The following is a 26,903-nucleotide window of genomic DNA, read 5'->3' as shown; positions in this document are numbered from 1 at the left end:
AGGACCCATCCGCCAGATCCCAAAGCGCACGTCTGCATGCCTTTCGACCTCAACAAGCACCTCCCCAAATCCGGTAGCCGTTTCGTCCTGCCCGCGCTGGCAGGTTCGTCCGATGCTTATGCCTTAGCCATCGCCGGCCTCGCCTTCAAGGCGGAGAAGCGCATCCTCACCGTCATCGTGGCCAATGCCAGCGACGGCCAGCGCCTGCTCGATGAAATCGCCTGGTTCGCCGACGGCACATTGTCCTGCCACCTGCTGCCGGACTGGGAGACGCTCCCCTACGACGCCTTCTCGCCGCACCAGGACCTGGTGTCCGAACGGCTGGCGACGCTGCACGAAATTCGCAACGGCGGGTGCGACGTGCTGGTGGTGCCCGCGACGACGGCCCTGGTGCGCCTGGCGCCGCCTTCTTTTCTCGCCGCGTACACCTTCTTCTTCCGCCAGGGCGAGAAGCTCGACGAAGCACGCCTGAAGGCCCAGCTGACCCTGGCCGGCTACAGCCATGTCACGCAGGTGATGTCGCCCGGCGAATACTCGGTGCGCGGCGGCCTGATCGACCTGTTCCCGATGGGCTCCGCCCTGCCGTACCGGCTCGATTTGTTCGGCGACGAGATCGAAACCATCCGCACGTTTGATGCCGACACCCAGCGCTCGCTGTATCCGGTGCGCGAAGTGCGCCTGCTGCCGGGCCGGGAATTCCCGATGGACGAGGCGGCACGGACGGGTTTTCGCAGCCGCTGGCGCGAGCGCTTCGAGGGCGACCCGTCGCGTTCCCCGGTCTACAAGGACATCGGCAGCGGCATCGCCTCGGCCGGCATCGAGTACTACCTGCCGCTGTTTTTCGAAGAAACGTCCACGCTCTTCGATTACCTGCCCGAGGACGGTCCGCTGGCCCTGGTGGGCGACATCGATGGCGCCATCGCCCGCTTCTGGATCGATACCGAATCGCGCTACCGTTTCCTGAAAAGCGACCGCGATCGCCCCCTGCTCGAGCCGCGCGAACTGTTCATTTCAAACGAACAGTTCTTCACCTGCGCCAAGCCGCACGGGCGCTGGAACATCGCGCGTGAACCTGGTATCGCTTCCGAACTGTCGGCGCCAATCCCCAACATCGCGGTGAATCGGCGCCTGGAAGATCCGCTCGCCAACCTGCGCGCGTTCCTGGCGGGGACCAATGCGCGCGTGATGATCTGCGCCGAGTCGAATGGCCGGCGCGAGACGCTGCAGCAGTATTTCAACGAATACCACCTCGGCGTGGTGCCGGTCGAGGGCTTCGAAGGCATGCGCGCCAGCGATGCGCGCCTCGCCCTGGGCGTGGCGCCCTTGCAGGCCGGCTTCGAGCTGATCGAGGAGTCGAGCGGGCACCTCGTCTTCATCACCGAGACCGAGCTGTATGCGGGATCAGGCCGCCGCGCCGGTAAAAAGAAGCAGGAAGCGACGAGCCAGGTCGAATCGATGGTGCGCGACCTCTCCGAGCTGAAAATCGGCGACCCGGTGGTGCACATCAACCACGGCATCGGGCGCTACATGGGTCTCATCTCGATGGACCTGGGCGAAGGCGAGACCGAGTTCCTGCACCTCGAGTACGCCAAGGACACCAAGCTGTATGTGCCGGTGTCGCAGTTGCATGTCATTTCGCGCTATTCCGGCACGGCGGCCGAAGACGCGCCGCTGCACTCGCTTGGCTCCGGCCAGTGGGACAAGGCCAAGCGCAAGGCCGCCGAACAGGTGCGCGACACCGCGGCCGAACTGTTGAACCTGTATGCGCGCCGTGCCTTGCGCGTCGGCCACGCCTTCGAGTATTCGTCGCTTGATTACGAAAACTTCGCCCAGAGCTTCGGCTTCGACGAGACGCCGGACCAGCACGAGGCCATCATCAACGTCATCAAGGACATGACCTCGGGCCGGCCGATGGACCGCCTAGTCTGCGGCGACGTCGGCTTCGGCAAGACCGAAGTGGCCCTGCGCGCGGCCTTCATCGCGGTCATGGGCGGCAAGCAGGTGGCGATCCTGGCGCCGACCACGCTCCTGGCCGAGCAGCACGCGCAAACCTTCGCCGACCGCTTCGCCGACTGGCCGGTGAAAATCGCCGAGCTGTCGCGCTTTCGCACCGGGAAAGAAATCAACAACGCGATCAAGGGCATGGCCGACGGCACCCTCGACATCGTCATCGGCACCCACAAGCTGCTCTCGCCGGACGTGAAGTTCACGCGCCTGGGCCTGGTGATCATCGACGAGGAGCACCGCTTCGGCGTGCGCCAGAAGGAGGCCTTGAAGGCCCTGCGCGCGGAAGTCGACGTGCTGACCCTCACTGCAACGCCGATCCCGCGCACGCTGGGCATGGCCTTGGAGGGCTTGCGCGATTTTTCCATCATCGCCACCGCCCCGCAAAAGCGCTTGGCGATCAAGACTTTTGTCCGCAGCGAAGACGGTTCCGTGATCCGCGAAGCGTGTTTGCGCGAGCTGAAACGCGGCGGCCAGATCTACTTCCTGCACAACGAAGTCGAGACCATCGAGAACCGCTTCGCCATGCTGCGCGAACTGCTGCCGGAAGCGCGCATCGGCGTGGCCCACGGCCAGATGCACGAGCGCGACCTGGAAAAGGTGATGCGCGACTTCGTGGCCCAGCGCTTCAATATTTTGCTGTGCACGACCATCATCGAGACCGGCATCGACGTGCCGACCGCGAATACGATCATCATGCACCGCGCCGACAAATTCGGCCTCGCCCAGCTGCACCAGCTGCGCGGACGGGTCGGCCGCTCGCACCACCAGGCCTATGCCTATCTGCTCGTGACCGACGTGCAGAACCTGACCAAGCAGGCGCAGCGCCGCCTGGACGCGATCCAGGCGATGGAAGAACTGGGCAGCGGCTTTTACCTGGCGATGCACGACCTCGAGATCCGCGGCGCCGGCGAAGTGCTGGGCGAAAACCAGTCCGGAGAAATGCTGGAGATCGGGTTCCAGCTATATTCCGATATGCTCAACGAGGCGGTGCGTTCGCTGAAGGCCGGCAAGGAGCCGGACCTGGCCGCGCCGCTCTCGACCACCACCGAAATCAACCTGCACGTCCCGGCCCTGCTGCCGGCCGACTTCTGCGGCGACGTGCACGAGCGCCTGTCGATTTACAAACGACTGGCCAACTGCGACAGCCAGGGCAAGATCGACGACATGCAGGAAGAACTGATCGACCGCTTCGGCAAACTGCCCGAGCAGGTGAAAGCGCTGATCGAGACGCACCGCCTGCGCGTCGCGGCCAAGACGGTGGGCATCGTCAAGATCGACGCCCACAGCGAGGCGGCCAGCCTGCAGTTCATGGAAAAGCCGCCGATCGACCCGATCAAGATCATCACGCTGATCCAGAAGAACCGCCACATCAAGCTGGCCGGCCAGGACAAGCTGCGCATCACCGCCGCCATGCCGGACCTGGCCTCGCGGGTGCTTCAGGTGAAGCAAACGATCAAACAACTGCTCGCATAAGACCGACATGACAATGAATCTGGTGTTACAGGGGCCGGGCGTTCCGGCCGCAATCATGGAAGGCATCGCCTGGCTGGCGCATCCTGCGCGGGTCACTGTCCTGCCATCGCAGGCCCTGCGCTGCGAGGAAGTCGCCGCCACGCCAGACGTGGTGGAGGCGGTGCAAGCGGCCGCACTCGTGGCGCGGGTCGATGCGACCTTCATCGAGGCCGGACGGACGCTGGCGGACTTTTCGCTGGTGGCGATGGACATGGACTCGACCCTGATCACGATCGAGTGCATCGACGAAATCGCGGACATGCAGGGACTCAAGGCCCAGGTATCGGAAATCACGGAAAGCGCGATGCGCGGCGAGCTCGATTTCGCGGCCAGCTTGACGCGGCGCGTGGCGTTGCTGGCAGGGCTGGAAGCATCCAGTCTGGAGCGGGTGTGCGAAGAGCGGCTGCGCCTGTCGCCGGGCGCCGACACCATGCTCGCCGCCGTCAAGGCTGCCGGCTTGACGACGCTGCTGGTGTCGGGCGGCTTCACCTTCTTCACCGATCGTTTGAAGACGCGTCTGGGCCTCGATTACACGCACGCCAATGTGCTCGAAGTCGAGGACGGCAGGCTCACGGGCCGCGTGATTGGCGGCATTGTCGACGCCGAGGAAAAGATGCGGACCGTGGAGCGCGTGTGCGCCGAACTCGGCGTCGATACGCGGCGCGCGATCGTGATGGGCGACGGCGCGAACGACCTGAAGATGATGGGCGTTGCCGGGCTGTCGGTGGCGTTTCGGGCCAAGCCCGTGGTGCGGGCGCAGGCCGATGTGGCGCTCAATTTCAGTGGCCTGGATGGGGTGCTGGCGGTGCTGGGATAAAAGTTCGGGTTGAATCAAACACACAGTTGCTAAACCCCAAGACAATTCTCATCAAGTCCTGCGCTAGCGCAAACCCCTTGTTGCGCATCCCTTGAGTGCCATAGCTACTGCGATTTAGATTGGTCGTTGCGCCATTCTCATGCACGGCGCTGCCGGTTCCGCCAACCTGTCCAGGGAGCAGTGATCATGAAGAACGTGTCGCCCCCAGCGTCCGCCGAAGGCGCAACCCGGCGTGCCCTCCTGAAATCCGCGCCGCTGCTGGCGGCCTCGCTCGCGGTGCCGGCGCTGCCGGCGCGCGCGCAGAGCGGCAGTCCCGTGCGCTGGTGCGCCACCTGGGGCGCGGCGCCGGCCGGGCCACCGCCCTCGGGCAGCATCCAGACCTATTCCGGCCAGACGCTGCGTTTGATCGTGCGCACCTCCATCGGGGGCAACCGGGTGCGTGTGCGCGTGTCCAACGAAATGGGTTCCACGCCGCTGCGCATTGGCCGCGCCAGCATCGCCTTGCGTTCGAGCGGCGCGGCGGTGAACCAGGCCAGCCTGCGCGAGCTGCGCTTCGGCGGCGCGGCCTGGGTCACGATTCCCGCGCGCGCTCCGGCCATCTCCGACCCACTCGACCTTGTGGTGCCGGCCCAGGCCGACCTCGCCATCAGTCTTTACCTGGTCGGCAGTGCGCAGGGAACCACCTTGCACAATGCCGCGCTGCAGAGCAGTTATGTGTCGCCCGGCGGCGACTATACCTCCACGATTTCGATGCCGGTATCGCGTACGCTTTCGTCCTGGCCCTTCCTTACCCAGGTCGACGTCAACGCCGCTGCCCCCTGCCTGGTGGCCCTCGGCGACTCGATCACCGATGGCCAGGGCAGCACCATGAACGCGAACCGGCGCTGGCCCGATTACCTGGCACGGCGCCTGCAGGCGTCCCTTGGCGCGGCGGGACGCATCGGCGTCGTGAACCGGGGTATCAGCGGCAATTCCATGCTCACCGATTACCCCACCGCACTGCTCGCCGGTTACGCCGCGCTCGAGCGTTTCGATCGCGACGTCCTCGCGGCAAGCGGGGTGCGTTTCCTGGTTGCGTTCATCGGCATCAACGACATTTGCTACAGCTCGGGCTCGAACCCCATCCCGGCGGCTGAGCTCATCGCCGGCTACCGCCAGCTGATATCGCGCGCCCAGGCGCGGGACATCACCATCATCGGGGCAACCTTGCCGCCTTTCGAGGGTTTTGTCTATTACACGGCAGCGCGCGAAGGCGTGCGCCGCGCCGTCAACGACTGGATGCGCGCGAGCGGCGAGTTCGACGCCCTGCTCGACGTCGAAGCGGCGCTGCGCGACCCGGCGCGGCCGGCACGCGTGCTGCCCACCTACGACAGCGGTGACCACCTGCATCCGAGCGATGCCGGCTACCAGGCCATTGCCAACGCGGTGCCGCTGGCGCCCTTCATAACCAGTGGCAGCGTCGTCGACGAACAGCCGGGCTGACCCGCCGGCGAAGAGGCTGATGTATCGTTACAACCCCAGGTGTAACAAGCTGTAATTCTCCGCCAAAATAGATGCGAAAAAACTATCATGGTGTCATCAGGAGGAGCGCCATGAAAAAATTCATTCTCGTACTAGCTTCAGCAGCTGTGCTGGCTGGCTGCGCTGCGCCCGGACCCGGTCCGGCGAACTACGGCAGCCGTGCTTATTCCCAAGCGGCCGACCCGAACGGCTGGCAAGTCGTGTCGGTGACGCCGGTACCCGCCGGTACCGGCGCGCGGGCGGGCGATGCCGGTGTAGTCACCAGCTCGAACGTCCTTGTCAACCCTGCGCCCGTGGTGCCGGGCCGCTCCGTGTACGCGGCGCCGCCGGTGTATGTGCCGGCGCCGGTCTATGTGCAGGACCCGTACTGGTATCCGCCGGTCTCGATCGGCCTGGGTTTTAGTTTCGGCCGCAGTTTCGGTGGTCACCATCATCATCGCGGCGGCGGTTACCGCCGACGTTGACGGAACAAGGCAGCTGCCATCGCGTTGTTGCAAAATGCACCAAAACAGGGAGGCCGCACGAATACGTGCGGCCTCTTTTATTTTGCGCCACCATACGCCCTTTTCCTTACCGTTTTCTTACGTTGGCTTATGTTTGTTGCATATTGGTATGCAACTTAGCAATCGATTGCTGTGTATCAATTGCTAATCTACAATGGGTCAGTCGATGGCACTCGGGCGGCATCTTCCGCCCCATGGCCAGCGTACGGCATGACCAAAACATACTACGGAGACGGCAATGAATTTCAAGTTGAAGGCACTGGTTGCAGGAGTAGCACTGGGTTTTTCGATGTCCGGCATGGCGCAGGAACCCATCAAGATCGGCGTTTCCGGACCATTCACGGGCGGCTCGGCCCCGATGGGCGTGTCGATGCGTGACGGCGTCAAACTGGCCGTTACCGAGATCAACGCCGCCGGCGGTGTCCTTGGCCGCAAGATCCAGTTGATCGAGCGCGACGACGAAGCGAAGAACGAACGCGGCGTGCAAATTGCCCAGGAGCTGATCAACAAGGAGCGCGTCGTCGCCACCGTCGGCTACATCAACACCGGCGTCGCGCAGGCATCGCAGCGCTTCTACCAGCAGGCGCAGATCCCGGTGATGAACAACGTCGCCACGGGCTCGATCATCACCCAGCAGTTCGCCACCCAGCCGGTGAACTTCGTGTTCCGTACCTCGGCCAGCGATGCGATCCAGTCGCAGATGATCGTCGAGGAAGCCGTCACCCGCCGCGGCTTCAAGAAGGTTGCGATCCTGGCCGACTCGACCAACTACGGCCAGCTCGGCCGCGCCGACCTGGAAAAAGCACTCGAGAAAAAAGGCATCAAGCCGGTCGTCATCGAAAAATACAACCTGCAGGACGTCGACATGACGTCCCAGCTGCTCAAAGCCAAGCAGGCCGGCGCCGAAGCGGTGCTCACCTACGGCATCGGCCCCGAGCTGGCGCAAATTGCCAACGGCATGGAGAAACTGGGCTGGAAAGTACCGATGGTCGGCAGCTGGACGCTGTCGATGGCGAACTTCGTCGACAACGCCGGCAAGAACGGCGAAGGCACGCGCATGCCGCAAACCTTCATCCAGGAAGCGACCACGCCAAAGCGCAAGGCCTTCATCGACGCCTACGTCAAAGCCTACAACCCGCCGGGTGGCCGCATGCCGTCGGCCGTGTCGGCCGCCCAGGGCTACGACTCGATCTATCTGCTGGCCGCGGCCATGAAGCAGGCCAATTCCACCGAAGGCCCGAAGATCGTCGCCGCGCTCGAAAACCTGAACACCAAGGTTGAAGGCGTCGTCACCACCTACGACAAGCCATACACCAAGGCCGACCACGAAGCCATCAACTTCAACAACACCATGTTCGGCGAAGTACACGGCGGCCGCGTGGTGCAGGCCAAATAAGGCAGCGGCTAGACGTTTCGACCGTGGCCAGCCAGGACCGTACCGGCTGGCCATTTTTTTGTTGACCGGTGGCGCAGCATGCGCCTCCTACTGGTGAAATCATGGATATCCTTCTGCAGCTAGTCTTCAGCGGTATCGCACTCGGCATGATCTATGCCGTCGTCGCGTTCGGCTATCAACTTACCTTTGCCACTTCCGGCACCCTCAATTTCGGCCAGGGCGAGGCACTCATGCTCGGCGCCCTGGTCGGCCTTTCCTTCGTGGGCGGCGTCCACGGCGGCCCCTACATGAGCTACTGGCTCATGATCCCGCTGGTGATCATGTTCGGCGCGCTGCAAGGCATGTTCGTCGAATGGATCGGCGTGCGCCCTGCCATCAAGATCAAGTCCGAATTCGGCTGGATCATGTCGACCATCGCGCTGGCCATCATCTTCAAGAACGTCGCCGAGAACATCTGGGGCAAGGACGTGCTGCCCTTCCCGTCGCCGCTGCCGTCGACGCCCTTCCAGGTCATGGGCGCGAACGTGCAGCCGATGCAGGTGGCCGTCATCATCGGCGCGCTGGCGATGATGCTCGCGGTCGAGATCTTCAACCGCAAATCGATCTACGGCAAAGCCGTCGTCGCCACCTCGAACGACCGCGATGCCGCCGGCCTGATGGGCATTAACACCGGCCGCGTGATCACCTTCTCGTATGCGCTGTCCTCGGCCACGGCCGCCTTTGCCGGCGCCCTGATCGCGCCACTCACGCTCACCAGCGCCACCATGGGCGCCTCGCTCGGCCTGAAAGCATTTGCGGTGGCCATCATCGGCGGCCTGACCTCGGGCATGGGCGCCATTGTCGGCGGCCTGATCCTGGGCATCGCGGAAGTGGCGACCGGCTACTACATCTCGACCGGCTACAAGGAAGTGCCGGGTCTGATCCTGCTGCTCTTGGTGCTGGCGATCAAACCGTCCGGCCTGTTCGGCAAAGCCGCGATCAAGAAGGTCTGACCATGATGAAAAATAAAACCCTCCTCGTTGCCAGCGTGCTCGGCCTGATCGTGCTGGCCGTGTTCCCGCTCGCCTTCACCAATCCGTATTACATCCACCTGGCCGAAACGATCCTGATCTACGCGATCCTGCTGTTCGGCCTGGACATCGTGGTCGGCTATACCGGCCAGGTCTCGCTCGGCCACGCCGGCCTGTTCGGCATCGGCTCCTACGTCACCGGCGTTCTGGTGATGAAACTGGGCGCGCCCTGGTTCCTTGCCGTCCCCGCCAGTATCGTCATCACCGCGCTGTTCGGAGCGATTCTCGCGCTGCCGGCGCTGCGCGTGACCGGTCCCTACCTGGCGATGGTCACCCTGGCCTTCGGCACCATCGCCCAGATCATGATCAACGAGATGACCTTCCTCACCGAAGGCCCGATGGGCATCACGGTGCCCAAGCCGCATGTGCTGGGCAAGGAACTCTCCGAGACGCAGTATTACTACATGGTCGCCGCGTTCATGCTGCTCTCGCTGGTGCTCGTGCACCGCTTGCTGAAATCGAATATCGGGCGCGCCTTCCAAGCGCTGCGCGACAGCCCGATCGCGTCCGACTGCATGGGCGTGTCGGTGTACCGCTACAAGGTCTATGCGTTCGTGATCAGCGCCGGCTTCGCCGGTCTTGCCGGCAGCCTGTACGCCTATTCGGAACAGTATATTTCGCCGAATACCTATAACTTCGAGCTGACCATCCTGTTCCTGCTGGCCGTGATCATGGGCGGCCGCAAGACCCGTACCGGTGCCATTCTTGGCGCGATCATCGTCGTCATGCTGCCGAGCCTCTTGTCCGACATCGCCCTGTTCCGCCAGATCGCCGTCGCCGCAGCCGTGCTCGGCGTGATCTTCTCGGTGCTGGCCCTGGTCAAGAAGCGCGCCACGCCACGCAAGGTGCTCATTCCGCTGGTGGCCACGATTGGCCTGGCCTTCTGGTCGTACCGGATCGAGAACATGGTCGACTGGCGCCTGACGATCTTCGGCCTGATGACCCTGTTCGTCGTCTACTACCTGCAGGATGGCATCGTCGGCTTCTTCCGCCAGCTGCTGGGACGGCGTACGGCACACGTGCGTGCGGTCGGGCTAGACGCTGCGGCTGATCCGTTCGAAGGCGTGGCCAAGGGCCAGACGGGCGGCGACCTGCTGCGCGCGGAGCAGATCCTGATGCAGTTCGGCGGCCTGAAAGCCCTGAACCTGGTCAACCTGAACGTCGCACGCGGTTCGGTGCACGGCCTGATCGGGCCAAACGGCTCGGGCAAGAGCACGATGATGAACGTCCTGACCGGCATCTACAAGCCGACCGCGGGCGGCGTCGTGTTCGCGGGCCAGCCGATCACCGGACGTACGCCGTCGCAGATCGCGCTCGGTGGCATCGCACGCACCTTCCAGAACGTGCAACTGTTCGGCGAGATGACCGCCACCGAAAACGTGCTGGTCGGCCTGCACCATACCTTCCGTTCGACCGTGTTCGATGCGATGGTCACCACGCCGCGCATACGGCGCGAGGAAGCGGCGGCGAGGAAGCGTGCGGCGGCGATCCTCGAGTTCGTCGGCCTGTCGGATCTCGCCGACGAGGAAGCGCGCAACCTCCCCTACGGCAAGCAGCGCCTGCTGGAAATCGGCCGCGCGCTGGGCCTGAACCCGCAACTGCTGCTGCTGGACGAACCGGCCGCGGGCCTGACGGCGCCGGACATCCGCGAGCTGATGGCGATCATCCGCAAGATCCGCGACCACGGCATCACCATCATCCTGATCGAGCACCACATGGATGTCGTGATGTCGATCTCGGACACGGTCACCGTGCTCGACTTCGGCCAGAAGATCGCCGAGGGTATTCCTGCGAGCGTGCAGGCCGATCCGAAGGTCATCGAGGCCTACCTCGGCGGCACCGTCGAGGCCACCCCACCGGCTGCGGCCACCGTTTAAGGAGAACCAGACCATGTTATCCATTCATAATCTGGAAGCAGCCTACGGCAAGGTGCAGGTCCTGCACGGCATCTCGCTCGAGGTCCCCAAGGGCAAACTGGTCACCCTGATCGGCTCGAACGGCGCCGGCAAGACCACGACCATGCGCGCGATCTCGGGCATGATCAAGCCGACGGCGGGCAGCATCAGCCTGGCGGGCAAGGACATCACGGGACTCGACTCGCACCGCATCGCGCGTGCGGGCCTGGCGCATTCGCCGGAAGGGCGGCGCGTGTTCGCGACCATGAGCGTGACCGACAACCTGCTGCTGGGCGCCTTCCCGCGCTTTACCCGCGCCCGTCCGAAAGGCGACGTCGCGCGCGACCTGGAAAAGGCGATGGAACTGTTCCCGCGCCTGAAGGAACGGCGGAACCAGCTGGCGGGTACTTTATCCGGTGGCGAGCAGCAGATGCTGGCCATGGCGCGCGCCGTCATGCTCAATCCGGACGTCGTGCTGCTCGACGAACCTTCGATGGGCCTGGCGCCGATCCTGGTCGAAGAGGTGTTTCGCATCATCACGCGCTTGAAATCCGAGGGCGTGACGATGCTGCTGGTCGAGCAGTTCGCGGCCGCCGCGCTGAACGTGGCCGACTACGGCTATGTGCTGGAGAACGGACGGATCTCGGTGCACGGTGCGGCCGAGAGCCTGAAAAACGATCCGAAGGTGGTGGCGGCTTATCTCGGCGGCGGGCACGCGCACTAGCATGAAGGAGGCCGGCGCACTGGAAGGACGCGACTATGCGGCTGCCCTGTGCGTCGTGCTGGTCTGGGGCACCAACTTCGTGGCCATGAAGCTGGGCCTGCGCGAGGTGACGCCCTTCCAGCTCGGCGCCGGGCGCTATCTGTTTGCGCTCTTGCCGCTGCTGCTGTTCGTGCGCCCGCCGAAGCTGGCGCCGCGTTGGGTCGTCTTGTACGGCCTGTTCCAGGGCGTGGGCCAGTTCGGCCTTCTGTTCCTGGCACTGCGCGAAGGCATGTCGGCTTCGCTGGCGCCGGTCATGCTGCAGATGCAGGTGTTTTTCACCGCCCTCTTCGCATTCGTGATCCTGAAGGAAAAGGTCGGACGCCGCCTGCAGGCGGCGATGGGGATTGCCGCCCTTGGCCTGGCCTGCCTGTGTGTGGATGCCTTGGGGCGCGGCTCGCAAGTCACGCTGACCGGTTTTCTCCTCTCCGTCGCGTCAGCGGCGATGTGGGCCGCCTCGAACATCGTCGTGCGTATCGCCCAGCGCAGCACGCCGCAGTTCGACGTGCTGCCCTTCATGGTCTGGAGCAGCATGGTCCCAATCCTGCCCTTCATCCTGCTCTCGTTCGCCTTCGATCCACCCTCGACCAACTGGGATTGGCGCACGGTATCCGGCACCGCCTGGACCTCGATGGCCTATCTCGGCTGGTTCGCCACCATCCTCGGTTATGCGATGTGGACGGGCCTCTTGAAACGCCATCCGGCGAACCGGGTCGCGCCCTTCAGCCTGGCCGTGCCGCCGGTCGGGATCGCGGCCGGGATGCTGGTATTGAACGAAGTCGTCACGCCCTGGCAATGGGCCGGGATCGTGCTGGTGGTGGCCTCGCTGGCGTTGGTCATCATCAAGCCGCGGTCCAGCGCTGCTGCGCCGCTATAATGCGATTTTTGACAGCCATTCATTCGATGAACACCAATAAATTCTCGCGCTACACCGGCTCGCGCATCTTCTGGTTCCTGTTCGGGACCATCCTCGGCGGCATGGGCGTCTGGAGCGGCCTGAAACAGGGCTTGACCGGCGAAACGGTGATCGGGCTCGGCCTGATCCTGCTCGGCATCCAGGGACTGCTGCGTCCGGTCGTACTCTCCCGCGTCGCCAAGATCAGCAAGGAAGAAATGTCGCGCGAGGTGTCGATTGGCTCGGACGCCCTGCACGGCGCGCTGTCGCTGGTCATGGCCGCCACGCTGGTGGTCGGCTTCGTCATGAAATACCTGGTGAAGATCTAAGCAAACAGGTTGCCGGCATCGAGAATCGCCCAGGCGATCTCCGGCTTTTCCTGCAAGCGCTTGCGCACCGCCGCCGGCACCGACTGGCGCACCTTCTTGCACAGCCCCGGCTTTTCTTCGAGCACGATGATGATGCCGCGCAGCGTGCGCACCTCCTTCGGTCCGGGTGCGATGCGCAGCTCGGCGCCTATATTTTTCCGGATCAGTTCCTGCACGTGCTGCAGCTCGGCATAGCTCTCGATGCGCCCGATGCGCTCGATGAGCTTCTGTTCCTGCTTGCGGTCGATCGCAAGCGGTCGGACGTCGGCGTCCGGCTCGACCATCAGGCGTTCGCGCTCGCAGACACAGGCGCCGGGCGGGCACTCGGCGCGTACTGGAAACTGCAGCAGGGGCAAGGAGACGTTCACGCCAGGATTCTAACCTGAATGAGACGATCCCCCCGTGTCAGGCAGCGGGCAGCACGCCGCCCTTGCAGGCACGCAGGACGTCGAGCGCATTCGGCACCGCTTCGCCGGCCGCGGTGTTATCGAAGATGCACCAGACCTGGCGTCCGGCGGCGCTGTGCACGTCCAGGTCGGCAGCCAGCGCGTCGAGATACTCCTGCGAATACGACGAATAATAGATGCGCGGCGCGCCATGCAGGCGCACGTAGATGTCGTTCGTGGTCGGCACGTGCGGGCCCGGCTGGCCGGCCGCCGGGTCGGCAATCACGCGCGTGACCTTTCGTTCGCGCAGCACTTCGGTGGCGATGTCGCTGAACCAGCTCGGATGCCGTCCTTCGCAGGCCATCATGCAGCCGAAGGTATCCTCGAGCTTGAGGAAGAAGTCGCGCGCGGTCTGGTCGTGAAAACCGAGCTTGGGCGGGGACTGCACCAGCAGGCAGCCGAGCTTGTGTTTCAGTTCGCCGACCTCGCCGGCGAAGCGCGCCAGCAAGTCGTCGATGTCGCGCATCGCCGCATCGTGCGTGATCGAGCGCGGCACCTTCACCGAAAAGCGGAAATCCTCCGGCACGCTCTCGGCCCAGCGCGCATAGGTGTGCGGACGGTGCGGTTTGTAGAAGGACGAATTGATCTCCACCACCGGAAGCACGGCGGCATAGCGCTCGAGGTGACTGCCCGCTTCAGGGAAACTCCCTGCCGCTTCCTTGGGAATGTTCCAGCCGGCGCAACCGATCAGCGGGGCGGCGTTGCTCTGTTTTTTCATTGACTGTCTTGCAAATGTGTTACGCCGATTGTACGCGCCGCGCGCTCCCCGGGGCGCATGGTTGAGCTTTGAGAGCACGAACCGCGCGCCCCGCGCAATCGTCTTAGAATATCGGCAACGATTACTTTTGAAGGAATGCTTGTGACCGACCCCATCCACATCGTCTGCCCGGCCTGCGACGCCGTCAACCGCCTCGCCCCTGCACGCCTGCTTGACAAGCCCGTCTGCGGCAAATGCGCCGCCCCCCTCTTCAACGGCCGCCCGCTCGACGCTAACGTCGAGCGCTTCAACAAGCACATCGCGCGTAACGACATCCCGGTGCTGGTCGACTTCTGGGCCGAATGGTGCGGGCCGTGCAAGATGATGGCGCCCGCCTATGCCCAGGCGGCCAGCCGGCTCGAGCCGCGCGTGCGCCTGCTGAAGGTCGATACCGAGCGCGCGCAGGCCTTGTCAAGCCAGTTCGGCATCCGCAGCATTCCCACCCTGGCCCTGTTTCGCGGCGGGCGCGAGGTGGCGCGCCAGGCAGGGGCGATGGATGCCGGGAACATCGTTGCCTGGGTGCAGTCGCAACTCTAAGAATCACGCAATGTGCAACGTTAGCGAAATCGCCATGAATGGCTGCTACAATCGGGACCGAAAGCGGGGTCGTCCCGTAAGGAGCCATTCATGTCGCAACAACTCGTTCTGGACCGCGGGACGGAAGACGCCAAGCAAATGGCGCGCATTCTCTACCTGGTCCACGCAGCCACCTTCTTCTTTTCGCTGGGCATGCTGTCCTTCCTGCCGCTGATCGTCAATTACATCAAGCGTCCGGACACCAACGGCACCCTCGTGTACAGCCATCACAGCTGGATGATCCGTTCATTCTGGTTCTACTTCCTGTGGATGGTGGTCGGTGGCATCCTGTTTGCCACGATCATCGGCATTCCAGTGGCCTGGCTGGTCTGGACATTGGCGTGGTTGTGGAAGGCCTATCGTCTGATTCGTGGCTTTTTGGACCTGAACAGCAACAAATCGATGCCAGTCTGACGATTGTTTTGCGCTTTTCGGCATATTCGCAGATAGAATACTTTCCTGAGAGCACCATCACCATTCGGGACAAGATATGAAATCGGTTCAGCAGGAAGTCGACGAGCGCAGCAATCTGACGGGCACCAACAAATTCGAGCTGTTGCTCTTTCGCCTGGGGGGCGACGAGAACGGCGAGCGTAGCGAACTGTTCGGCATTAACGTATTCAAGATTCGCGAAATCGTGGCGATGCCGCAGATTACCGCCGTGGCCGGCGCGCCCGCCCACGTGCTCGGCGTGGTGAACCTGCGCGGCCAGATCATCCAGGTGCTGGACCTGCCGGGGATCGCCGGCATCACGCCGAAGACCGGGCTGAACATCATGCTGGTCACCGAATTCGCCCGCACCACGCAAGCCTTCGCGGTCGAGAGCGTCGAAGAAATCGTGCGCCTGGACTGGAGCGATGTGATGTCGGCCGAGCAGAGCGCCGGCAGCGGCATGGTGACCAGCATCGCCCGCCTGGCGGGAGAGAACGGCGAACCTGGCCGTCTGGCCCAGGTGCTCGACGTCGAGACCATCCTGCGCAACATGAATCCGGGCACCGGTCCCGACATCAGCCAGCAGACCGTCGGCGCGAAGATCCAGATCAAGCCGGGCTCGGTCATCCTCGCGGCGGACGATTCGGTCGTCGCACGCGCGCTGATCGAGCAAGGCCTGGAGGCGATGGGCCTGCCTTTCATCATGACCAAGAGCGGCAAGGAATGCTGGGATCAGTTGAACACGATCGCGAACGTGGCGGACACCGAAGGCAAGAGCGTGTATGACCGCGTTGCCCTTGTGCTCACCGACCTCGAGATGCCGGAAATGGATGGCTTCACGCTGACCCGCAACATCAAGAAGAGTGCGCGTTTTGCGAACCTGCCGGTGGTGATTCACTCTTCGCTGTCGGGGACGACGAACGAAGAGCACGTCAAGAACGTGGGCGCGGATGCATATGTGGCGAAGTTTTCGGCCGAGGATCTGTCGGGGACCTTGCGCCGGGTCTTGAAGCTGTAAAGCTGCACGGACAATGCAAAAGGCCGCGATGATGTCGCGGCCTTTTTGTTTATGCCCGGGCGTTTTTTACAAGGGTCCCGAATTAAAGCTTGCCGAGCGCCTGCTCGATGTCGGCGATCAGGTCGTCCGTGTCTTCGAGGCCGATGTTAAAGCGCACCAGCATGCCCTTGCCTTGCCAGTCGCGGCGGATCGTGGTCATTCGGTAGGGCATGACGAGGCTGTTAGCGCCGCCCCAGCTGTAGCCGAGACCGAAGAGTTCCAGCGAATCGACGAAGCGGTCCACCTGCTCCTCTGTGTAGCGCTCGTCGAGAATGACCGAGAACAGGCCGCCGGCGCCGGTAAAATCGCGCTTCCACATGTCGTGGCCAGGACAGTCGGGGAAGGCCGGGTGCAGCACGCGCGTAATCTCGGGGCGCGCTGCAAGCCAGGTCGCCACCGTCCGCGCGGCGCAATCATGGGCCTCGAAGCGCAGCTTCATGCTCGGCAGGCCGCGCATGACGAGGTAAGCGTCGTCGGCGCTGACGCCGAGGCCGAGGCGCATGTGGGCCATGGCCAGCTTGTCGTGGACCGCGCGCTCGCGCGTGATGACGGCGCCCATCAGGACGTCCGAGCCGCCCGACTGGTACTTGGTGAGCGCCTGCATGATGATGTCGACACCCAGGTCGAAACCACGCAATGCCAGGCCTGCCGACCAGGTGTTGTCCAGCGCGACGAGCACGCCGCGCGCATGCGCGGCGGCGCAAATGCTTGGTAAATCCGGCACTTCCATCGACACCGATCCCGGCGACTCGGTCCAGATCAGTTTCGTGTCCGGTCGGATCAGTTCAAGAATGCCGGCGCCGATCAACGGATCGTAGTAGCGCGCGGTGATGCCGAAATCGTTCGACAGCCAGCGCCCAAGCTCGCGGTTCGGGTTATAGACGTTATCCGGCAGCAGGACATCGTCGCCGCTTTTCAACAGGGCGAAATCGACCATCGCGATCGCCGCCAGGCCCGAGGGCGCGAGCAGGCAGTGCGTGCCTCCCTCGATGTCGGCCAGGCGCGCTTCCAGCGTAAACGTGGTCGGCGTGCCGTGCAGGCCGTAGGTATAGGCGTTCTTCTCTTTCCACTCACCCGAGCGCATCGCCGCGACGTTCTTGAACAGCACGGTGGAGGCATGGTGGATCGCCGGCGGGAAGGCATCGAAACCCTCCGGCGCCTGGTAGTCCGTGTGGATCAGCGTGGTCTGGAGGGACTTCTTCGTCATGGTCGCGCGCTGTTCAAACCAGGCTGGCCCACAGGTCGTGGGCGTCGGCTTTGGTGACGACGACGTCGGCGAACTGGCCGACTGCCAGCTTGCCCTTGCCTTGCATGAGCGAACGCTTGATGTGGACAACGCCGTCGATTTCCGGCGCGTCGGCGCTCGACCTGCCGATCGCTTCGCGCGGGCTCACTTCATCGATCAGCACACGGATCGTCTTGCCGACTTTCGCTTGCAGGCGCTTGAGCGATATTTCTTCCTGCAGCAGCATGACGCGCGCGCGGCGCTCTTCGCGTACTTGGTGCGGCACCGGATTGGCGAGCAGGTTGGCGGTCGCGCCTTCCACCGGCGAATACGCGAAGCAGCCCAGGCGGTCGATCTGCGCTTCCTTCAGGAAGTCGAGCAGGTATTCGAACTCGGCCTCGGTCTCGCCGGGGAAGCCGGCAATAAACGTGGAACGGATCGTCAGGTCCGGATTCATCGCGCGCCATGCCAGAATGCGGTCGAGGTTTTTCTCGCCGCTGGCCGGGCGCTTCATGCGCTTCAACACGTCCGGGTGCGCGTGCTGCATCGGGATGTCGAGGTAAGGCAACACGTGGCCGTCGCCCATCAAGGGGATGACCTGGTCGACGTGCGGATACGGGTACACGTAGTGCAGGCGCACCCAGGCGTCGTACTGGCGCGCCAGTTGGCCGAGCGCTTCGGTCAGCTGGGTCATGTGGGTTTTCACCGGGCGGCCGTTCCAGAAGCCGGTGCGGAATTTGACGTCGACGCCATACGCGCTGGTGTCCTGCGAAATGACCAGCAGTTCCTTGACGCCGGCCTTGAACAGGTTCTCGGCTTCGATCAGGACTTCGTGGATCGGGCGCGAGACCAGGTCGCCGCGCATCGACGGGATAATGCAGAAGCTGCAGCGGTGATTGCAGCCTTCGGAAATCTTCAGGTAGGCATAGTGCTTCGGCGTCAGCTTGACGCCGTGGTCCGGCATCAGGTCGATGAACGGCTCGAACGGTTTCGGCAGGTGCAGGTGCACCGACTGCATCACTTCGGCCACCGCGTGCGGGCCGGTCACGGCCAGCACCTTCGGGTGCACCTTGGTGATGATGTCCTGGCCAAGCGCATCCTTCTTCGCGCCCAGGCAGCCGGTGACGATGACTTTACCGTTTTCGGCAAGCGCTTCGCCAATGGCATCGAGCGACTCCTGCACCGCGGCGTCGATGAAGCCGCAGGTATTGACGATCACGAGGTCCGCGCCGGCGTACGACTTGGCGGTCTGGTAACCCTCGGCGCGCAGCTGGGTCAGGATCTGCTCGGAATCGACCAGGGCCTTCGGGCAGCCGAGCGAGACGAAGCCGACCTTCGGTGCGGCTGCCGGGGCGGCAGCAAGCGCTTCAGGATTGGCGGCGGGGACGGGATTACGACGAAGTTCAAGCATGGGCGGCGGGCGTCAACAGTATTTGGGCAATCGAGGATTGTACCCGATGACGCGCCCCTGGAGAACCGCGAGGGGCGTTTTGACCCGTGCGCCGACCTGCTTGCAACGAATGACGCCGTTTGGCACCGCGGGGCCTTATCGAACCGACAAGCCCGCGGCCCCGAAAGCGACGTTTATTTCTTGTCCGTCGGCGTGGTCGGTGTGGTCGGGGGGAAAGGGAAGGCGCTGAACAGGGCCTTGCTCTGGTTTTGCATCTGCTCCTGCATCTGCACGAACAGGTTCTTGCTCTGGTCGATGTAGCTGTTCATCATGCCCTGCATCATCGGGCCCTGAACGTTCATGAACTGGGTCCACATTTCCGGGCTGAACGGCTTGCCTTCGACGGCGCCGGCGGCGCTGCTGGTGAACTTGTTCTGGATGTCGGTGAACGCCTGCACGTTCTTCTCCAGGTACGAACCCATCATGCCCTGCATCGCATGGCCGTAATAACGGATGATCTGGGACAGCACGGCGCTCGAGAACATCGGCGCGCCGTTTGCTTCCTCTTCCAGGATGATCTGCAGCAGGATCGCGCGGGTCAGGTCTTCACTTGTCTTGGCGTCGACCACCGTGAACGCGTCGGCGTCGAGTACCAGCTGCTTCACGTCCGTCAGGGTGATGTAGGAGCTGGTCTGGGTGTCGTAGAGGCGACGGTTCGGGTATTTCTTGATCAGGCGTTCAGTACTGTTTTTTGCACTACTCATCTCAAGTTCCATTGTTGCGCCGCCTTGTGGGCGACGCGCTGCGAAGATTGTTCAAATGTCGCGCCGGCTTGTCTCGCCAGCTTGCCGCGTCGCTTCGTTTGCGTCAGCCAAAATGTTGCCGAGCAGGACAAACCGAATAAAAATACCACGTTCAATGCGCAGGTGCAGCAATTATCGCTTTTGCCACTGAATTTATTTCAAGGCAAGATACAAGTGACAAGTCCCCGCCCTACTCTGCGCGCACCTTCACATACCGCCCTGGCGCCGGCTCCGACGGCTGGTAGTGTGCGTTGCCCGCCTGTGTCGGCGCCGTCACTTCCTCGCCACCGTTTTCTTGCAGGAAGCGCGCCCATTCCGGCCACCAGCTGCCCTTGTGCTCGAGCGCGCCGGCAAACCATTCATCGGCCGAGCGCGGACCCTTGCGGCCCTTCTTGCCGCCCGACCCGGCGTCCACCCCGTCGTTCACCCAATAGCTGCGCTTGCCCTTGGAGGCCGGGTTGATCACGCCGGCGATATGGCCCGAGGCGCCCAGCACGAAGCGGTTGGCCTTCGGATTTTTCGGGTTCAGCAGGCCCAGCGACGCAAACGCGGCCGGCCATGGCACGATGTGGTCTTCTTTCGATCCATACACAAAGAGCGGCGCATCGATGCGGCCCAGGTCCACCGGCACGCCGCACACGGTCAGTTGACCCGGTACCTTCAGCTTGTTCTCGAGATAGGTGTTGCGCAGGTACCAGCAAAACATCGGCCCCGGCAAATTCGTGCTGTCGGCATTCCAGTACAACAAATCAAACGCCGGGGGCGTCTTGCCCTTCAGGTAGTTTTGCTGGACATAATTCCATACCAGGTCGTTCGGGCGCAGCGCCGAGAAAGTCGTGGCGAGGTCGCCCCCGGGCATGATGCCGCCCTTGGCCAGCTTGGACTCGCGCTGCGCCACCTGGGTTTCGTCGATGAAAACTTCGAGTACGCCGGTGTCGGAAAAATCGAGCAGCGTGGTGAGTAGCGACAAGCTGGCGGCCGGCTGCTGGTCGCGCGCGGCGAGCACTGCCAGCGCCGTCGCGGCGATCGTGCCGCCGACGCAGAAGCCGAAGACATGCACCTTGTCCTGGGCGCTGATCTCGCGCGTAACCCGGATCGCCTCGATCGCGCCGCGTTCGACATAATCGTCCCAAGCCAGGTTTCCCATCGATGCATCGGGATTGCGCCAGGAGACCATGAATACGGTATTGCCCTGCTCGACGGTATAGCGCACCACCGAGTTTTCCGGCTGCAGGTCGAGGATGTAGAACTTGTTGATGCACGGCGGGATCATCAGGAGCGGCACTGCGCGTACCGTCGGCGTTGCCGGGCTGTACTGGATCAGCTGGAACAACTCGTTTTCATAGACCACCTGGCCCGGCGTGGTGCCGACATTCTTGCCGACCTCGAAAGCCGACTCGTCGGTCTGCGAGATGCGCCCCTTGCGCAAGTCCTCCAGCATGTTCTGCAGGCCCTTGGTGAGGCTCTCGCCCTTGGTCTCGATGAGCTTGGCCTGGGCTTCCGGGTTCGTGGCCAGGAAATTGGCCGGCGACATGGCGTCGACCATCTGCTGCACCGCGAAACGGATCTTCTGGCGCTCCCGTGGGCCGGCCTCGACCGCGTCGGACAGCGCCATCATGAATTCGCTGTTGAGCAGGTAGGAGGCGGCGGTAAACGCGGCGAACGGGGTCGCGTTCCAATCGGAACTCGAGAAACGCTTGTCGCGCAGTTGCGGCGCCTTGCCGGACATGAAGTCCTGCCACAGCTGCCCTACTTTCTGCAGGTAATCCTGGCGCAGCGCGTCGAGGCGCGCGGGCGCGATGCTGACATTGAAATCCTTGAAAACGCTCGCCAGCGGATTGGCTGTGGGCGACCCCATGCCGCCCGTCGTGGGCATCTTCATCCACTCCTGCCAGGCCGAGGGGTTGCTCAGCTGGTTCATCCAGGTGGTGGCGAAAGCTTGAGGGTCGGGCATATTCATGTCGGCGTCCGTTAGAATCGGGTTATCAACTGGAGAAACGCATGTGGATCGTTGCAATCGGCTGGAGCTATGTCGTCATCCTGATGGCGGCGACGGAAACGTCAATCATCGCGGGAATCATGACTTTGCTTTTTTATTGCATGATACCCCTGTCCATACTTTTTTACCTCACCGGTGGAAAGCGGCGTCAGGCACGGCGTGCGCTGAGGGCCGAAACCCTGGCCCGGCAGGCGGCGCAAACCGCAGCCGAGGTGCCTGAAGTGGAAGAGGAAAGCGTTGTAAAAAACGCACAAGATACGGATTCAACTGAGGCGAAACGCGTTACTTGAGCCAGATCAAACTCGCCTGGCGTCCCGTCACGCCGTCGCGGCGATAGGAATAGAAGCGGTCAAGCTGGAGCGCGGTGCAATCCGTGCCGCCGAAAACGCTGGTGACGCCGTCGCGCGCCAGCATCCGCCGCGCCAACCCGCACATGTCGGCCAGGTACTTGCCTTCATGCTCAGGCCGCGCTGCGAAAGCGAAGCCGACATCGATCCCCGGCAGTGCCCGGGCAAAACTGTCGAACACGTCCTGCCCGACCTCGAAGGCCTGCGGCCCGATCGCCGGCCCCATCCAGGCCGTGATGTCGTCGGCGCCGGCTGCGCGCATGGCGGCCACCGTCTGCCCCAGCACCCCGCCGGCCAGGCCGCGCCAGCCCGCATGGGCCGCCCCCACCACCCTGCCCGCCCGGTCGGCGAACAGCACTGGCAGGCAATCGGCGGTCAGGATCGCGCAGACCACACCAGCTTCGGTGGCGATGCTGGCGTCGCCCACGCGCACGCTCTGGTCGATGCCAACTGTCGCGGCGTCGACGACATCAGCGCCGTGCACCTGCGAGATCCAGGCCGGACGACCCGGCAGCAGTGCCTGCAGGCGTGCGCGATTCCCGGCAACAGCGGCGGGGTCGTCGCCCACGTGCAGACCAAGGTTCAGCCCGCCGCCAGCACTGCCGTCGTCATACGGCACGCGCGACACGCCGCCGCGCCGCGTCGTCGCCAGCGCGCCGATATTCGCCGGCGCGTCCGGCCAATCGGGAATGACGAGGTCCTTCTCGTCCATTACACGCTTACCGGCTCGGGAATGCCTGCCTTGGCGATCAGCTCGGCAAAATCGTCGGCCAGGGGCACGATCCACTCGACCGCCTCGCCGGTAGCCGGGTGCACCAGGCCCAGGCGGCGTGCCTGCAGCGCCTGGCGATGGAACACCGGGGAGAGGTGCGCCTTGCCGTAGACCGAGTCGCCCACCAGGCCGAAACCGATCGAGAGCATGTGCACGCGGATCTGGTGCGTGCGGCCAGTCTCGAGACGGCACTGCACCAGGCTGACCGGACGACGGTCGAGCATGCCTTCGGCAAGGCGCGTGTAGTGAGTGATCGCCGGTTTTGCACCAAGGCTGGTCGAGACGGCCATCTTGACGCGGTCTTTCGGGTGGCGTCCCATCGACGCGTCGATCGTGCCCGACAGCTGAGGCGTGCCCCAGACCAGCGCGAAATATTCGCGCTTGACGGTGCGCGCCTGCAGCTGGCGCACCAGGTCGGTCTGTGCCGCCAGCGTCTTGCCGACCACCATCAGGCCACTGGTGTCCTTGTCGAGGCGGTGCACGATGCCGGCACGCGGCACCGAGCCGAGTTGCGGCGCATGGTGCAGCAACCCGTTGAGCAGCGTACCCGACCAGTTGCCGGCGCCCGGATGCACGACCAGGCCCGCCGGCTTGTTGATGACCATGATGTGATCGTCTTCATGGACGATGTTCAGTGCGATTTCTTCCGGCGCGAAAGCGGTGTCTTCGGGCGCGGGCTGCGGCAGCACCTCGATCGTTTCGTCGCCATACGCGGTGTCCTTGCCGCGCGCGGTCTTGCCGTCGACCAGCACATGACCGCCGTCGAACCACAGCTGCAGGCGGCTGCGCGAGAACTGCGGCACCATGGAAGCGACGACCTTGTCGAGGCGCTGGCCGCAAGCCGATTCGTCCAGGTGCAAGGTGATCGGAGAGAGGTCGATGCCGTTGGGGGCAAGAAATTCGACATCGATTTCATCGTCGACATCGGGGTCAAGGGGCAAATCCGCCGAAATCGGCGCAGGAGTTAATATCACGTCAGTCCCATCGGCTATAATCAGCCGTTCGTTGAATCCAGGTAAAACTTTTCTGCAAAAAGCTATGCAAAAAAAACTGTTGGTGGTTGTTGCTATGAGTGCCCTGTTGGGTCTGTCGGGCTGCGGGCTCTTGCCTGAGAAAACCGATGAGACCGCAAAGTGGTCAGCGGAGAAATTATACGCTGAGGCACGCGAGGAGATGTCCGGTGCCCATTATGAGGCCGCGATCAAGTTGTTCCAGCGTCTCGAAGCGAATTATCCGTTCGGCACCTACGCCACCCAGGCGCAGATGGAAATCGCCTATGCGCATTATAAGGCGCAGGACCAGGGCGAAGCCCTGGCCGCGGTCGAGCGCTTCATTAAGCTGCACCCGAACCATCCGCAGGTGGACTACATGTACTACCTGCGCGGCCTGATCAATTTCAATGACCAGATCGGCTTCCTGAGCGTGATCTACGAACAGGACCCGACCGAGCGCGACCCGAAAGCGACACGCGAAGCCTTCGCCGCCTTCAAGGCCCTGGTCGATCGCTTCCCGAACAGCAAATATGCGCCGGATGCGATCGCGCGCCTGAATTACCTGATCAACGCGATGGCGTCCTACGAAGTGCACGTGGCGAATTACTACTATCGCCGCGGCGCTTATATCGCCGCCGTCAACCGCGCCCAGAACGCCGTGGCCGAATACGCCGGTGCGCCGGCGCGCGAGGAAGCGCTGTTCATCATGGTGCGCAGCTACGACAGTCTCGGCATGCTGTCCCTGCGCGACGATGCCCAGCGCGTGCTGACCCTGAACTATCCGAACAGCCGCTTCCTGAATCCGAACGCCAGGGTCGATGCGCGCTGGTGGCAGTTCTGGGCGAAGTCCGCGCCGAAGGATGCGATCAAGTAAGCGTGTTCCGTGACTCACATCGGGTGGCCCGGCCACCCGATGATTAGGCCGCGTCTTTCCTGCGGAACAGCCAGCTCTTCTCCGTCGACTCGCCCGGCACGAATGCATAGCCGCCGACGTCGAACGCTTTCAATTCTTCCGGCGCCGTGATCCCGTTCTCGATCGCAAAGCGCGCCATCATCCCGCGCGCCCGCTTTGCGTAGAACGAGATGATCTTGAACTTGCCGCTCTTCCAGTCCTCGAACACCGGCGTGATCACCGGCGCGTCCAGCAGCTTCGGCTTGACCGACTTGAAGTATTCTTCGGAAGCCAGGTTCACCAGCGCCGACGATCCCGTGGCAGCCAGTTGCGCGTTCAATGCCTTGGCGATGGTCTCGCCCCAGAACGCATACAGGTCGCGGCCACCAGGCGTCGCCAGTTTCGTGCCCATCTCCAGCCGGTAAGGATAGATCAGGTCAAGTGGACGCAGCAGGCCGTACAGTCCGGACAGGATGCGCAAGTGGCGCTGGGCGAACGTCAAGGACGAAGCATCCAGGCTGCGCGCATCCAGGCCCGCATACACGTCGCCATTGAAGGCCATCATCGCCTGGTAGCCGTCGGTATGGTCAAGCGTCCAGCTTGCGTAGCGCGCCACGTTGAGGACTGACAAGGAGTCCGAGATGCGCATCAGGTCGCCGACCTGGCCGGGCGACAGGTCGCGCAGCACGCCGATCAGCTGCGCGGCGCGCTGACTGAAATCGGGGAGCGACTGTTCCTGGGTGGGTGTTGGGGTGTCGAGGTCGAGCGATTTGGCAGGCGATAAAACGATCAGCATAAAAACGAGCAATTAACCAATTAAAATTTCCCACATGATACCCGCTTCCGCCCAACCCATCGTCATCGATACCAATGTCTGCCTCGACCTGTTCGTTTTCCACGACCCGCGCTGGGCACTTCTGTTGACGGCGCTCGAGGGCGGCGAACTGAAGGCCGTGACGCGCGCCGACTGCCGCGACGAGTACCATATCGTGTTGCGCTACCCGCACCTGCCGCTCGACGAGGACAGCCGTGCCACCGCTGCCGCCCGCTTCGACAGCCTGATCACGGTCGTGGCGCCGGACAGCAAGCCGGTACGCCTGCCCGTCTGCACCGACCGCGACGACCAGAAATTCCTCGAGCTCGCGCGCGATGCCGGCGCGGCGATCCTGGTCACGAAGGACAAGGCCCTGCTCAAGCTGAACCGCAAGACCACGCAGGCCGGCATGTTCCGGATCATGCTGCCGGAAGCCTGGGTCAAACTGCACAGCGCAAGCGCGCTAGAATAGACCACCGCACACTTTTTCGCTCCCCATGACCACCCCTGCCCTGCAATCGCGCCTGCCCGGCTTCGGCACCACCGTCTTTTCCACCATGTCGGCGCTGGCCAGCCAGCATGGCGCCGTCAACCTGGGCCAGGGCTTCCCCGACTTCGGCTGCGACCTGCGCCTGCTCGACGCGGTGAACGACGCCATGCGCGCCGGCCATAACCAGTATCCCTTGATGACCGGCGTGCCGGCACTGCGCGCGGCGATCTCGAGCAAGATCGCCGCGCTGTATGGCCATGCCTACGACGCCGCCAGCGAGATCACCGTGACCGCCGGCGCCACCCAGGCGCTGACCACGGCCATCTTGTGCTGCATGCACCCGGGCGACGAGGCGATCGTCATCGAGCCGGCCTACGACAGCTACCTGCCGGCCATCGCCCTGGCCGGCGGCGTGGCGGTGCCCCTCGAAATGGAAGTGGGAGAACACGGCTACAGCGTGCCCTGGCAAACACTGGCCGCCGCCGTCACGCCGCGCACGCGCCTCATCGTGATCAACTCGCCGCACAACCCGACCGGCTCCGTCCTGCGCCGCAGCGACCTCGACCAGCTGGCGGCGATCGTCGCCGGCACGGACATCCTGATCCTGTCGGACGAGGTGTATGAACACATGGTCTACGACGGACAGACGCACGCTTCGGTCGCCAGCCACCCGCAACTGGCCGAGCGCGCCTTTGTCGTCTCGAGCTTCGGCAAGACCTATCACGTCACCGGCTGGAAGGTCGGCTACGTGGCCGCGCCTGCGCCGCTCTCGGCCGAGTTTCGCAAGGTCCACCAGTACAACGTGTTCACGGTGAACACGCCGATGCAGCATGGCCTGGCTGCCTACATGCTTGACCCGGCGCCCTACCTTGGACTGTCCGATTTCTACCAGCGAAAGCGCGACCTGTTCCGCGCCGGGCTGGCAGGCACGCGCCTGCGCCTGCTGCCGGCCGACGGGACCTATTTCCAGTGCGTGGATTACCGGGCCGTATCGGATCTGCCGGAAGCGCAGTTCGCACAGTGGCTGACGAGCGAATTGAAGGTGGCGGCGATTCCGGTGTCGCCGTTTTATACCAGCCAGAAGGAGTCGGGCATCGTGCGCTTCTGCTTCGCGAAACAGGATGACACCCTGCGTCTCGCGCTCGACCGGTTGGCGGCGATTTAATT

At 63.6% G+C, this 26,903-nt stretch carries 26 protein-coding genes; 17 read left to right on the top strand and 9 right to left on the bottom strand.

The genetic code is table 11. From position 1 onward, the window contains the following. The first annotated feature begins 36 nt into the window (after positions 1 to 36). The 10 genes from mfd to ACHAC9_RS00285 all read left to right on the top strand — a co-directional run bounded on the left by mfd (position 37) and on the right by ACHAC9_RS00285 (position 12,705). Positions 37 to 3,480 carry a transcription-repair coupling factor gene (gene mfd, locus ACHAC9_RS00330; protein ID WP_435755986.1) on the top strand — a complete coding sequence of 1,148 codons (3,444 nt, stop codon included), beginning with the start codon at positions 37 to 39 and terminating at the stop codon, positions 3,478 to 3,480. Between the two features lie 7 nt (positions 3,481 to 3,487). Continuing rightward, a complete protein-coding gene (serB, locus tag ACHAC9_RS00325; RefSeq protein WP_435755984.1) occupies positions 3,488 to 4,336 on the top strand; it encodes a phosphoserine phosphatase SerB in 849 nt (282 codons plus the stop codon). Positions 4,337 to 4,522: 186 nt separating this feature from the next. After that, the gene (locus tag ACHAC9_RS00320) at positions 4,523 to 5,818 is read left to right on the top strand and encodes an SGNH/GDSL hydrolase family protein (RefSeq protein WP_435755982.1); all 1,296 of its coding nucleotides are present in this window, start codon (positions 4,523 to 4,525) and stop codon (positions 5,816 to 5,818) included. A 110-nt stretch (positions 5,819 to 5,928) separates the two neighbouring features. After that, positions 5,929 to 6,321: a hypothetical protein gene (locus ACHAC9_RS00315; RefSeq protein ID WP_435755980.1), complete on the top strand. Its 393-nt coding sequence runs from the start codon at positions 5,929 to 5,931 to the stop codon at positions 6,319 to 6,321. A gap of 277 nt (positions 6,322 to 6,598) precedes the next feature. Then, positions 6,599 to 7,756 (top strand): ABC transporter substrate-binding protein, encoded by a 1,158-nt coding sequence (locus tag ACHAC9_RS00310; RefSeq protein WP_435755978.1) that lies wholly within the window; start codon positions 6,599 to 6,601, stop codon positions 7,754 to 7,756. 101 nt (positions 7,757 to 7,857) lie between these two features. Beyond that, positions 7,858 to 8,748, top strand: a complete 891-nt coding sequence (locus tag ACHAC9_RS00305; RefSeq protein WP_435755976.1) for a branched-chain amino acid ABC transporter permease — start codon at positions 7,858 to 7,860, stop codon at positions 8,746 to 8,748. A 2-nt stretch (positions 8,749 to 8,750) separates the two neighbouring features. After that, positions 8,751 to 10,703: a branched-chain amino acid ABC transporter ATP-binding protein/permease gene (locus ACHAC9_RS00300; protein WP_435755974.1), complete on the top strand. Its 1,953-nt coding sequence runs from the start codon at positions 8,751 to 8,753 to the stop codon at positions 10,701 to 10,703. A 13-nt stretch (positions 10,704 to 10,716) separates the two neighbouring features. Next, positions 10,717 to 11,445 (top strand): ABC transporter ATP-binding protein, encoded by a 729-nt coding sequence (locus ACHAC9_RS00295; protein WP_435755972.1) that lies wholly within the window; start codon positions 10,717 to 10,719, stop codon positions 11,443 to 11,445. Position 11,446: 1 nt separating this feature from the next. Then, the gene (locus ACHAC9_RS00290) at positions 11,447 to 12,358 is read left to right on the top strand and encodes an EamA family transporter (protein WP_435755971.1); all 912 of its coding nucleotides are present in this window, start codon (positions 11,447 to 11,449) and stop codon (positions 12,356 to 12,358) included. A gap of 26 nt (positions 12,359 to 12,384) precedes the next feature. Continuing rightward, positions 12,385 to 12,705, top strand: coding sequence for a hypothetical protein (locus ACHAC9_RS00285; protein ID WP_435755969.1), 321 nt, complete (start codon positions 12,385 to 12,387; stop codon positions 12,703 to 12,705). On the opposite strand, the gene ACHAC9_RS00280 is transcribed toward ACHAC9_RS00285, so the two are convergent. Together ACHAC9_RS00280 and ACHAC9_RS00275 are read right to left on the bottom strand one after the other, a co-directional pair. Next, on the bottom strand, positions 12,702 to 13,028 hold the full coding sequence (locus tag ACHAC9_RS00280) for a hypothetical protein (protein WP_435757219.1): 327 nt from the start codon (positions 13,026 to 13,028) through the stop codon (positions 12,702 to 12,704). The two genes, ACHAC9_RS00285 and ACHAC9_RS00280, sit on opposite strands and share 4 nt — an antisense overlap. 121 nt (positions 13,029 to 13,149) lie before the next feature. Further along, positions 13,150 to 13,908, bottom strand: a complete 759-nt coding sequence (locus tag ACHAC9_RS00275) for a DUF72 domain-containing protein (RefSeq protein ID WP_435755967.1) — start codon at positions 13,906 to 13,908, stop codon at positions 13,150 to 13,152. 135 nt (positions 13,909 to 14,043) lie between these two features. On the opposite strand from ACHAC9_RS00275, the gene trxC reads away from it, so the two are divergent. The 3 genes from trxC (at position 14,044) to ACHAC9_RS00260 (ending at position 15,973) form a co-directional block, all read left to right on the top strand. Continuing rightward, complete coding sequence (gene trxC / locus ACHAC9_RS00270) at positions 14,044 to 14,484, top strand: thioredoxin TrxC (protein ID WP_435755965.1); 441 nt, start codon at positions 14,044 to 14,046, stop codon at positions 14,482 to 14,484. A gap of 90 nt (positions 14,485 to 14,574) precedes the next feature. Beyond that, complete coding sequence (locus ACHAC9_RS00265; RefSeq protein ID WP_435755963.1) at positions 14,575 to 14,937, top strand: DUF4870 family protein; 363 nt, start codon at positions 14,575 to 14,577, stop codon at positions 14,935 to 14,937. Positions 14,938 to 15,013: 76 nt separating this feature from the next. Next, positions 15,014 to 15,973, top strand: a complete 960-nt coding sequence (locus ACHAC9_RS00260; RefSeq protein WP_435755962.1) for a chemotaxis protein — start codon at positions 15,014 to 15,016, stop codon at positions 15,971 to 15,973. Between the two features lie 82 nt (positions 15,974 to 16,055). Here ACHAC9_RS00260 and ACHAC9_RS00255 read toward each other — a convergent pair whose 3' ends face one another. From ACHAC9_RS00255 to phaC, 4 genes are all read right to left on the bottom strand, one after another. After that, positions 16,056 to 17,219 (bottom strand): cystathionine beta-lyase, encoded by a 1,164-nt coding sequence (locus tag ACHAC9_RS00255; protein WP_435755960.1) that lies wholly within the window; start codon positions 17,217 to 17,219, stop codon positions 16,056 to 16,058. Positions 17,220 to 17,232: 13 nt separating this feature from the next. Next, the gene (gene rimO, locus ACHAC9_RS00250; RefSeq protein WP_435755958.1) at positions 17,233 to 18,648 is read right to left on the bottom strand and encodes a 30S ribosomal protein S12 methylthiotransferase RimO; all 1,416 of its coding nucleotides are present in this window, start codon (positions 18,646 to 18,648) and stop codon (positions 17,233 to 17,235) included. A gap of 173 nt (positions 18,649 to 18,821) precedes the next feature. Then, positions 18,822 to 19,391, bottom strand: a complete 570-nt coding sequence (gene phaR, locus ACHAC9_RS00245) for a polyhydroxyalkanoate synthesis repressor PhaR (RefSeq protein WP_435755956.1) — start codon at positions 19,389 to 19,391, stop codon at positions 18,822 to 18,824. A 229-nt stretch (positions 19,392 to 19,620) separates the two neighbouring features. Next, complete coding sequence (gene phaC / locus ACHAC9_RS00240; RefSeq protein ID WP_435755954.1) at positions 19,621 to 21,390, bottom strand: class I poly(R)-hydroxyalkanoic acid synthase; 1,770 nt, start codon at positions 21,388 to 21,390, stop codon at positions 19,621 to 19,623. 41 nt (positions 21,391 to 21,431) lie between these two features. Between phaC and ACHAC9_RS00235 the strand changes: the two genes are divergently transcribed. Then, positions 21,432 to 21,719: a hypothetical protein gene (locus ACHAC9_RS00235; RefSeq protein WP_435755952.1), complete on the top strand. Its 288-nt coding sequence runs from the start codon at positions 21,432 to 21,434 to the stop codon at positions 21,717 to 21,719. Here the strand turns inward: ACHAC9_RS00235 and pgeF are convergent. Next, positions 21,712 to 22,488, bottom strand: a complete 777-nt coding sequence (gene pgeF / locus ACHAC9_RS00230; RefSeq protein ID WP_435755950.1) for a peptidoglycan editing factor PgeF — start codon at positions 22,486 to 22,488, stop codon at positions 21,712 to 21,714. The two genes, ACHAC9_RS00235 and pgeF, sit on opposite strands and share 8 nt — an antisense overlap. Continuing rightward, positions 22,488 to 23,522, bottom strand: coding sequence for an RluA family pseudouridine synthase (locus ACHAC9_RS00225; RefSeq protein WP_435755948.1), 1,035 nt, complete (start codon positions 23,520 to 23,522; stop codon positions 22,488 to 22,490). Before ACHAC9_RS00225 ends, pgeF begins: the two co-directional genes overlap by 1 nt. A 64-nt stretch (positions 23,523 to 23,586) precedes the next feature. Between ACHAC9_RS00225 and ACHAC9_RS00220 the strand changes: the two genes are divergently transcribed. Continuing rightward, positions 23,587 to 24,414 (top strand): outer membrane protein assembly factor BamD, encoded by an 828-nt coding sequence (locus ACHAC9_RS00220; protein WP_435755946.1) that lies wholly within the window; start codon positions 23,587 to 23,589, stop codon positions 24,412 to 24,414. Positions 24,415 to 24,457: 43 nt separating this feature from the next. Here the strand turns inward: ACHAC9_RS00220 and yaaA are convergent, their stop codons facing one another. After that, positions 24,458 to 25,228, bottom strand: coding sequence for a peroxide stress protein YaaA (gene yaaA, locus ACHAC9_RS00215; protein ID WP_435755944.1), 771 nt, complete (start codon positions 25,226 to 25,228; stop codon positions 24,458 to 24,460). Positions 25,229 to 25,262: 34 nt separating this feature from the next. Between yaaA and ACHAC9_RS00210 the strand changes: the two genes are divergently transcribed. Then, complete coding sequence (locus ACHAC9_RS00210) at positions 25,263 to 25,718, top strand: putative toxin-antitoxin system toxin component, PIN family (RefSeq protein WP_435755942.1); 456 nt, start codon at positions 25,263 to 25,265, stop codon at positions 25,716 to 25,718. Positions 25,719 to 25,743: 25 nt separating this feature from the next. Beyond that, positions 25,744 to 26,901, top strand: a complete 1,158-nt coding sequence (locus ACHAC9_RS00205; RefSeq protein WP_435755940.1) for a pyridoxal phosphate-dependent aminotransferase — start codon at positions 25,744 to 25,746, stop codon at positions 26,899 to 26,901. Positions 26,902 to 26,903: the final 2 nt, after the last annotated feature.

The organism is Massilia sp. CMS3.1 (assembly GCF_051262535.1).
In the GTDB taxonomy this organism is placed as follows: domain Bacteria; phylum Pseudomonadota; class Gammaproteobacteria; order Burkholderiales; family Burkholderiaceae_D; genus Telluria.
This window is presented reverse-complemented; position numbering and strand designations above follow the sequence as displayed.

Excerpts from the sequence above, each read along its gene's own strand:
- trxC (WP_435755965.1), top strand. The coding sequence starts at position 14,044 with ATGCTTGTGACCGACCCCATCCACATCGTCTGCCCGGCCTGCGACGCC.
- ACHAC9_RS00265 (WP_435755963.1), top strand. The coding sequence starts at position 14,575 with ATGTCGCAACAACTCGTTCTGGACCGCGGGACGGAAGACGCCAAGCAA.
- ACHAC9_RS00275 (WP_435755967.1), bottom strand. The coding sequence starts at position 13,908 with ATGAAAAAACAGAGCAACGCCGCCCCGCTGATCGGTTGCGCCGGCTGG.
- rimO (WP_435755958.1), bottom strand. The coding sequence starts at position 18,648 with ATGCTTGAACTTCGTCGTAATCCCGTCCCCGCCGCCAATCCTGAAGCG.
- ACHAC9_RS00235 (WP_435755952.1), top strand. The coding sequence starts at position 21,432 with ATGTGGATCGTTGCAATCGGCTGGAGCTATGTCGTCATCCTGATGGCG.
- ACHAC9_RS00205 (WP_435755940.1), top strand. The coding sequence starts at position 25,744 with ATGACCACCCCTGCCCTGCAATCGCGCCTGCCCGGCTTCGGCACCACC.
- ACHAC9_RS00220 (WP_435755946.1), top strand. The coding sequence starts at position 23,587 with ATGCAAAAAAAACTGTTGGTGGTTGTTGCTATGAGTGCCCTGTTGGGT.
- ACHAC9_RS00295 (WP_435755972.1), top strand. The coding sequence starts at position 10,717 with ATGTTATCCATTCATAATCTGGAAGCAGCCTACGGCAAGGTGCAGGTC.
- ACHAC9_RS00305 (WP_435755976.1), top strand. The coding sequence starts at position 7,858 with ATGGATATCCTTCTGCAGCTAGTCTTCAGCGGTATCGCACTCGGCATG.
- phaC (WP_435755954.1), bottom strand. The coding sequence starts at position 21,390 with ATGAATATGCCCGACCCTCAAGCTTTCGCCACCACCTGGATGAACCAG.
- ACHAC9_RS00310 (WP_435755978.1), top strand. The coding sequence starts at position 6,599 with ATGAATTTCAAGTTGAAGGCACTGGTTGCAGGAGTAGCACTGGGTTTT.
- pgeF (WP_435755950.1), bottom strand. The coding sequence starts at position 22,488 with ATGGACGAGAAGGACCTCGTCATTCCCGATTGGCCGGACGCGCCGGCG.
- ACHAC9_RS00280 (WP_435757219.1), bottom strand. The coding sequence starts at position 13,028 with ATGGTCGAGCCGGACGCCGACGTCCGACCGCTTGCGATCGACCGCAAG.
- phaR (WP_435755956.1), bottom strand. The coding sequence starts at position 19,391 with ATGAGTAGTGCAAAAAACAGTACTGAACGCCTGATCAAGAAATACCCG.
- ACHAC9_RS00300 (WP_435755974.1), top strand. The coding sequence starts at position 8,751 with ATGATGAAAAATAAAACCCTCCTCGTTGCCAGCGTGCTCGGCCTGATC.
- ACHAC9_RS00260 (WP_435755962.1), top strand. The coding sequence starts at position 15,014 with ATGAAATCGGTTCAGCAGGAAGTCGACGAGCGCAGCAATCTGACGGGC.
- mfd (WP_435755986.1), top strand. The coding sequence starts at position 37 with ATGCCTTTCGACCTCAACAAGCACCTCCCCAAATCCGGTAGCCGTTTC.
- ACHAC9_RS00285 (WP_435755969.1), top strand. The coding sequence starts at position 12,385 with ATGAACACCAATAAATTCTCGCGCTACACCGGCTCGCGCATCTTCTGG.
- yaaA (WP_435755944.1), bottom strand. The coding sequence starts at position 25,228 with ATGCTGATCGTTTTATCGCCTGCCAAATCGCTCGACCTCGACACCCCA.
- serB (WP_435755984.1), top strand. The coding sequence starts at position 3,488 with ATGACAATGAATCTGGTGTTACAGGGGCCGGGCGTTCCGGCCGCAATC.
- ACHAC9_RS00255 (WP_435755960.1), bottom strand. The coding sequence starts at position 17,219 with ATGACGAAGAAGTCCCTCCAGACCACGCTGATCCACACGGACTACCAG.
- ACHAC9_RS00290 (WP_435755971.1), top strand. The coding sequence starts at position 11,447 with ATGAAGGAGGCCGGCGCACTGGAAGGACGCGACTATGCGGCTGCCCTG.
- ACHAC9_RS00320 (WP_435755982.1), top strand. The coding sequence starts at position 4,523 with ATGAAGAACGTGTCGCCCCCAGCGTCCGCCGAAGGCGCAACCCGGCGT.
- ACHAC9_RS00210 (WP_435755942.1), top strand. The coding sequence starts at position 25,263 with ATGATACCCGCTTCCGCCCAACCCATCGTCATCGATACCAATGTCTGC.
- ACHAC9_RS00315 (WP_435755980.1), top strand. The coding sequence starts at position 5,929 with ATGAAAAAATTCATTCTCGTACTAGCTTCAGCAGCTGTGCTGGCTGGC.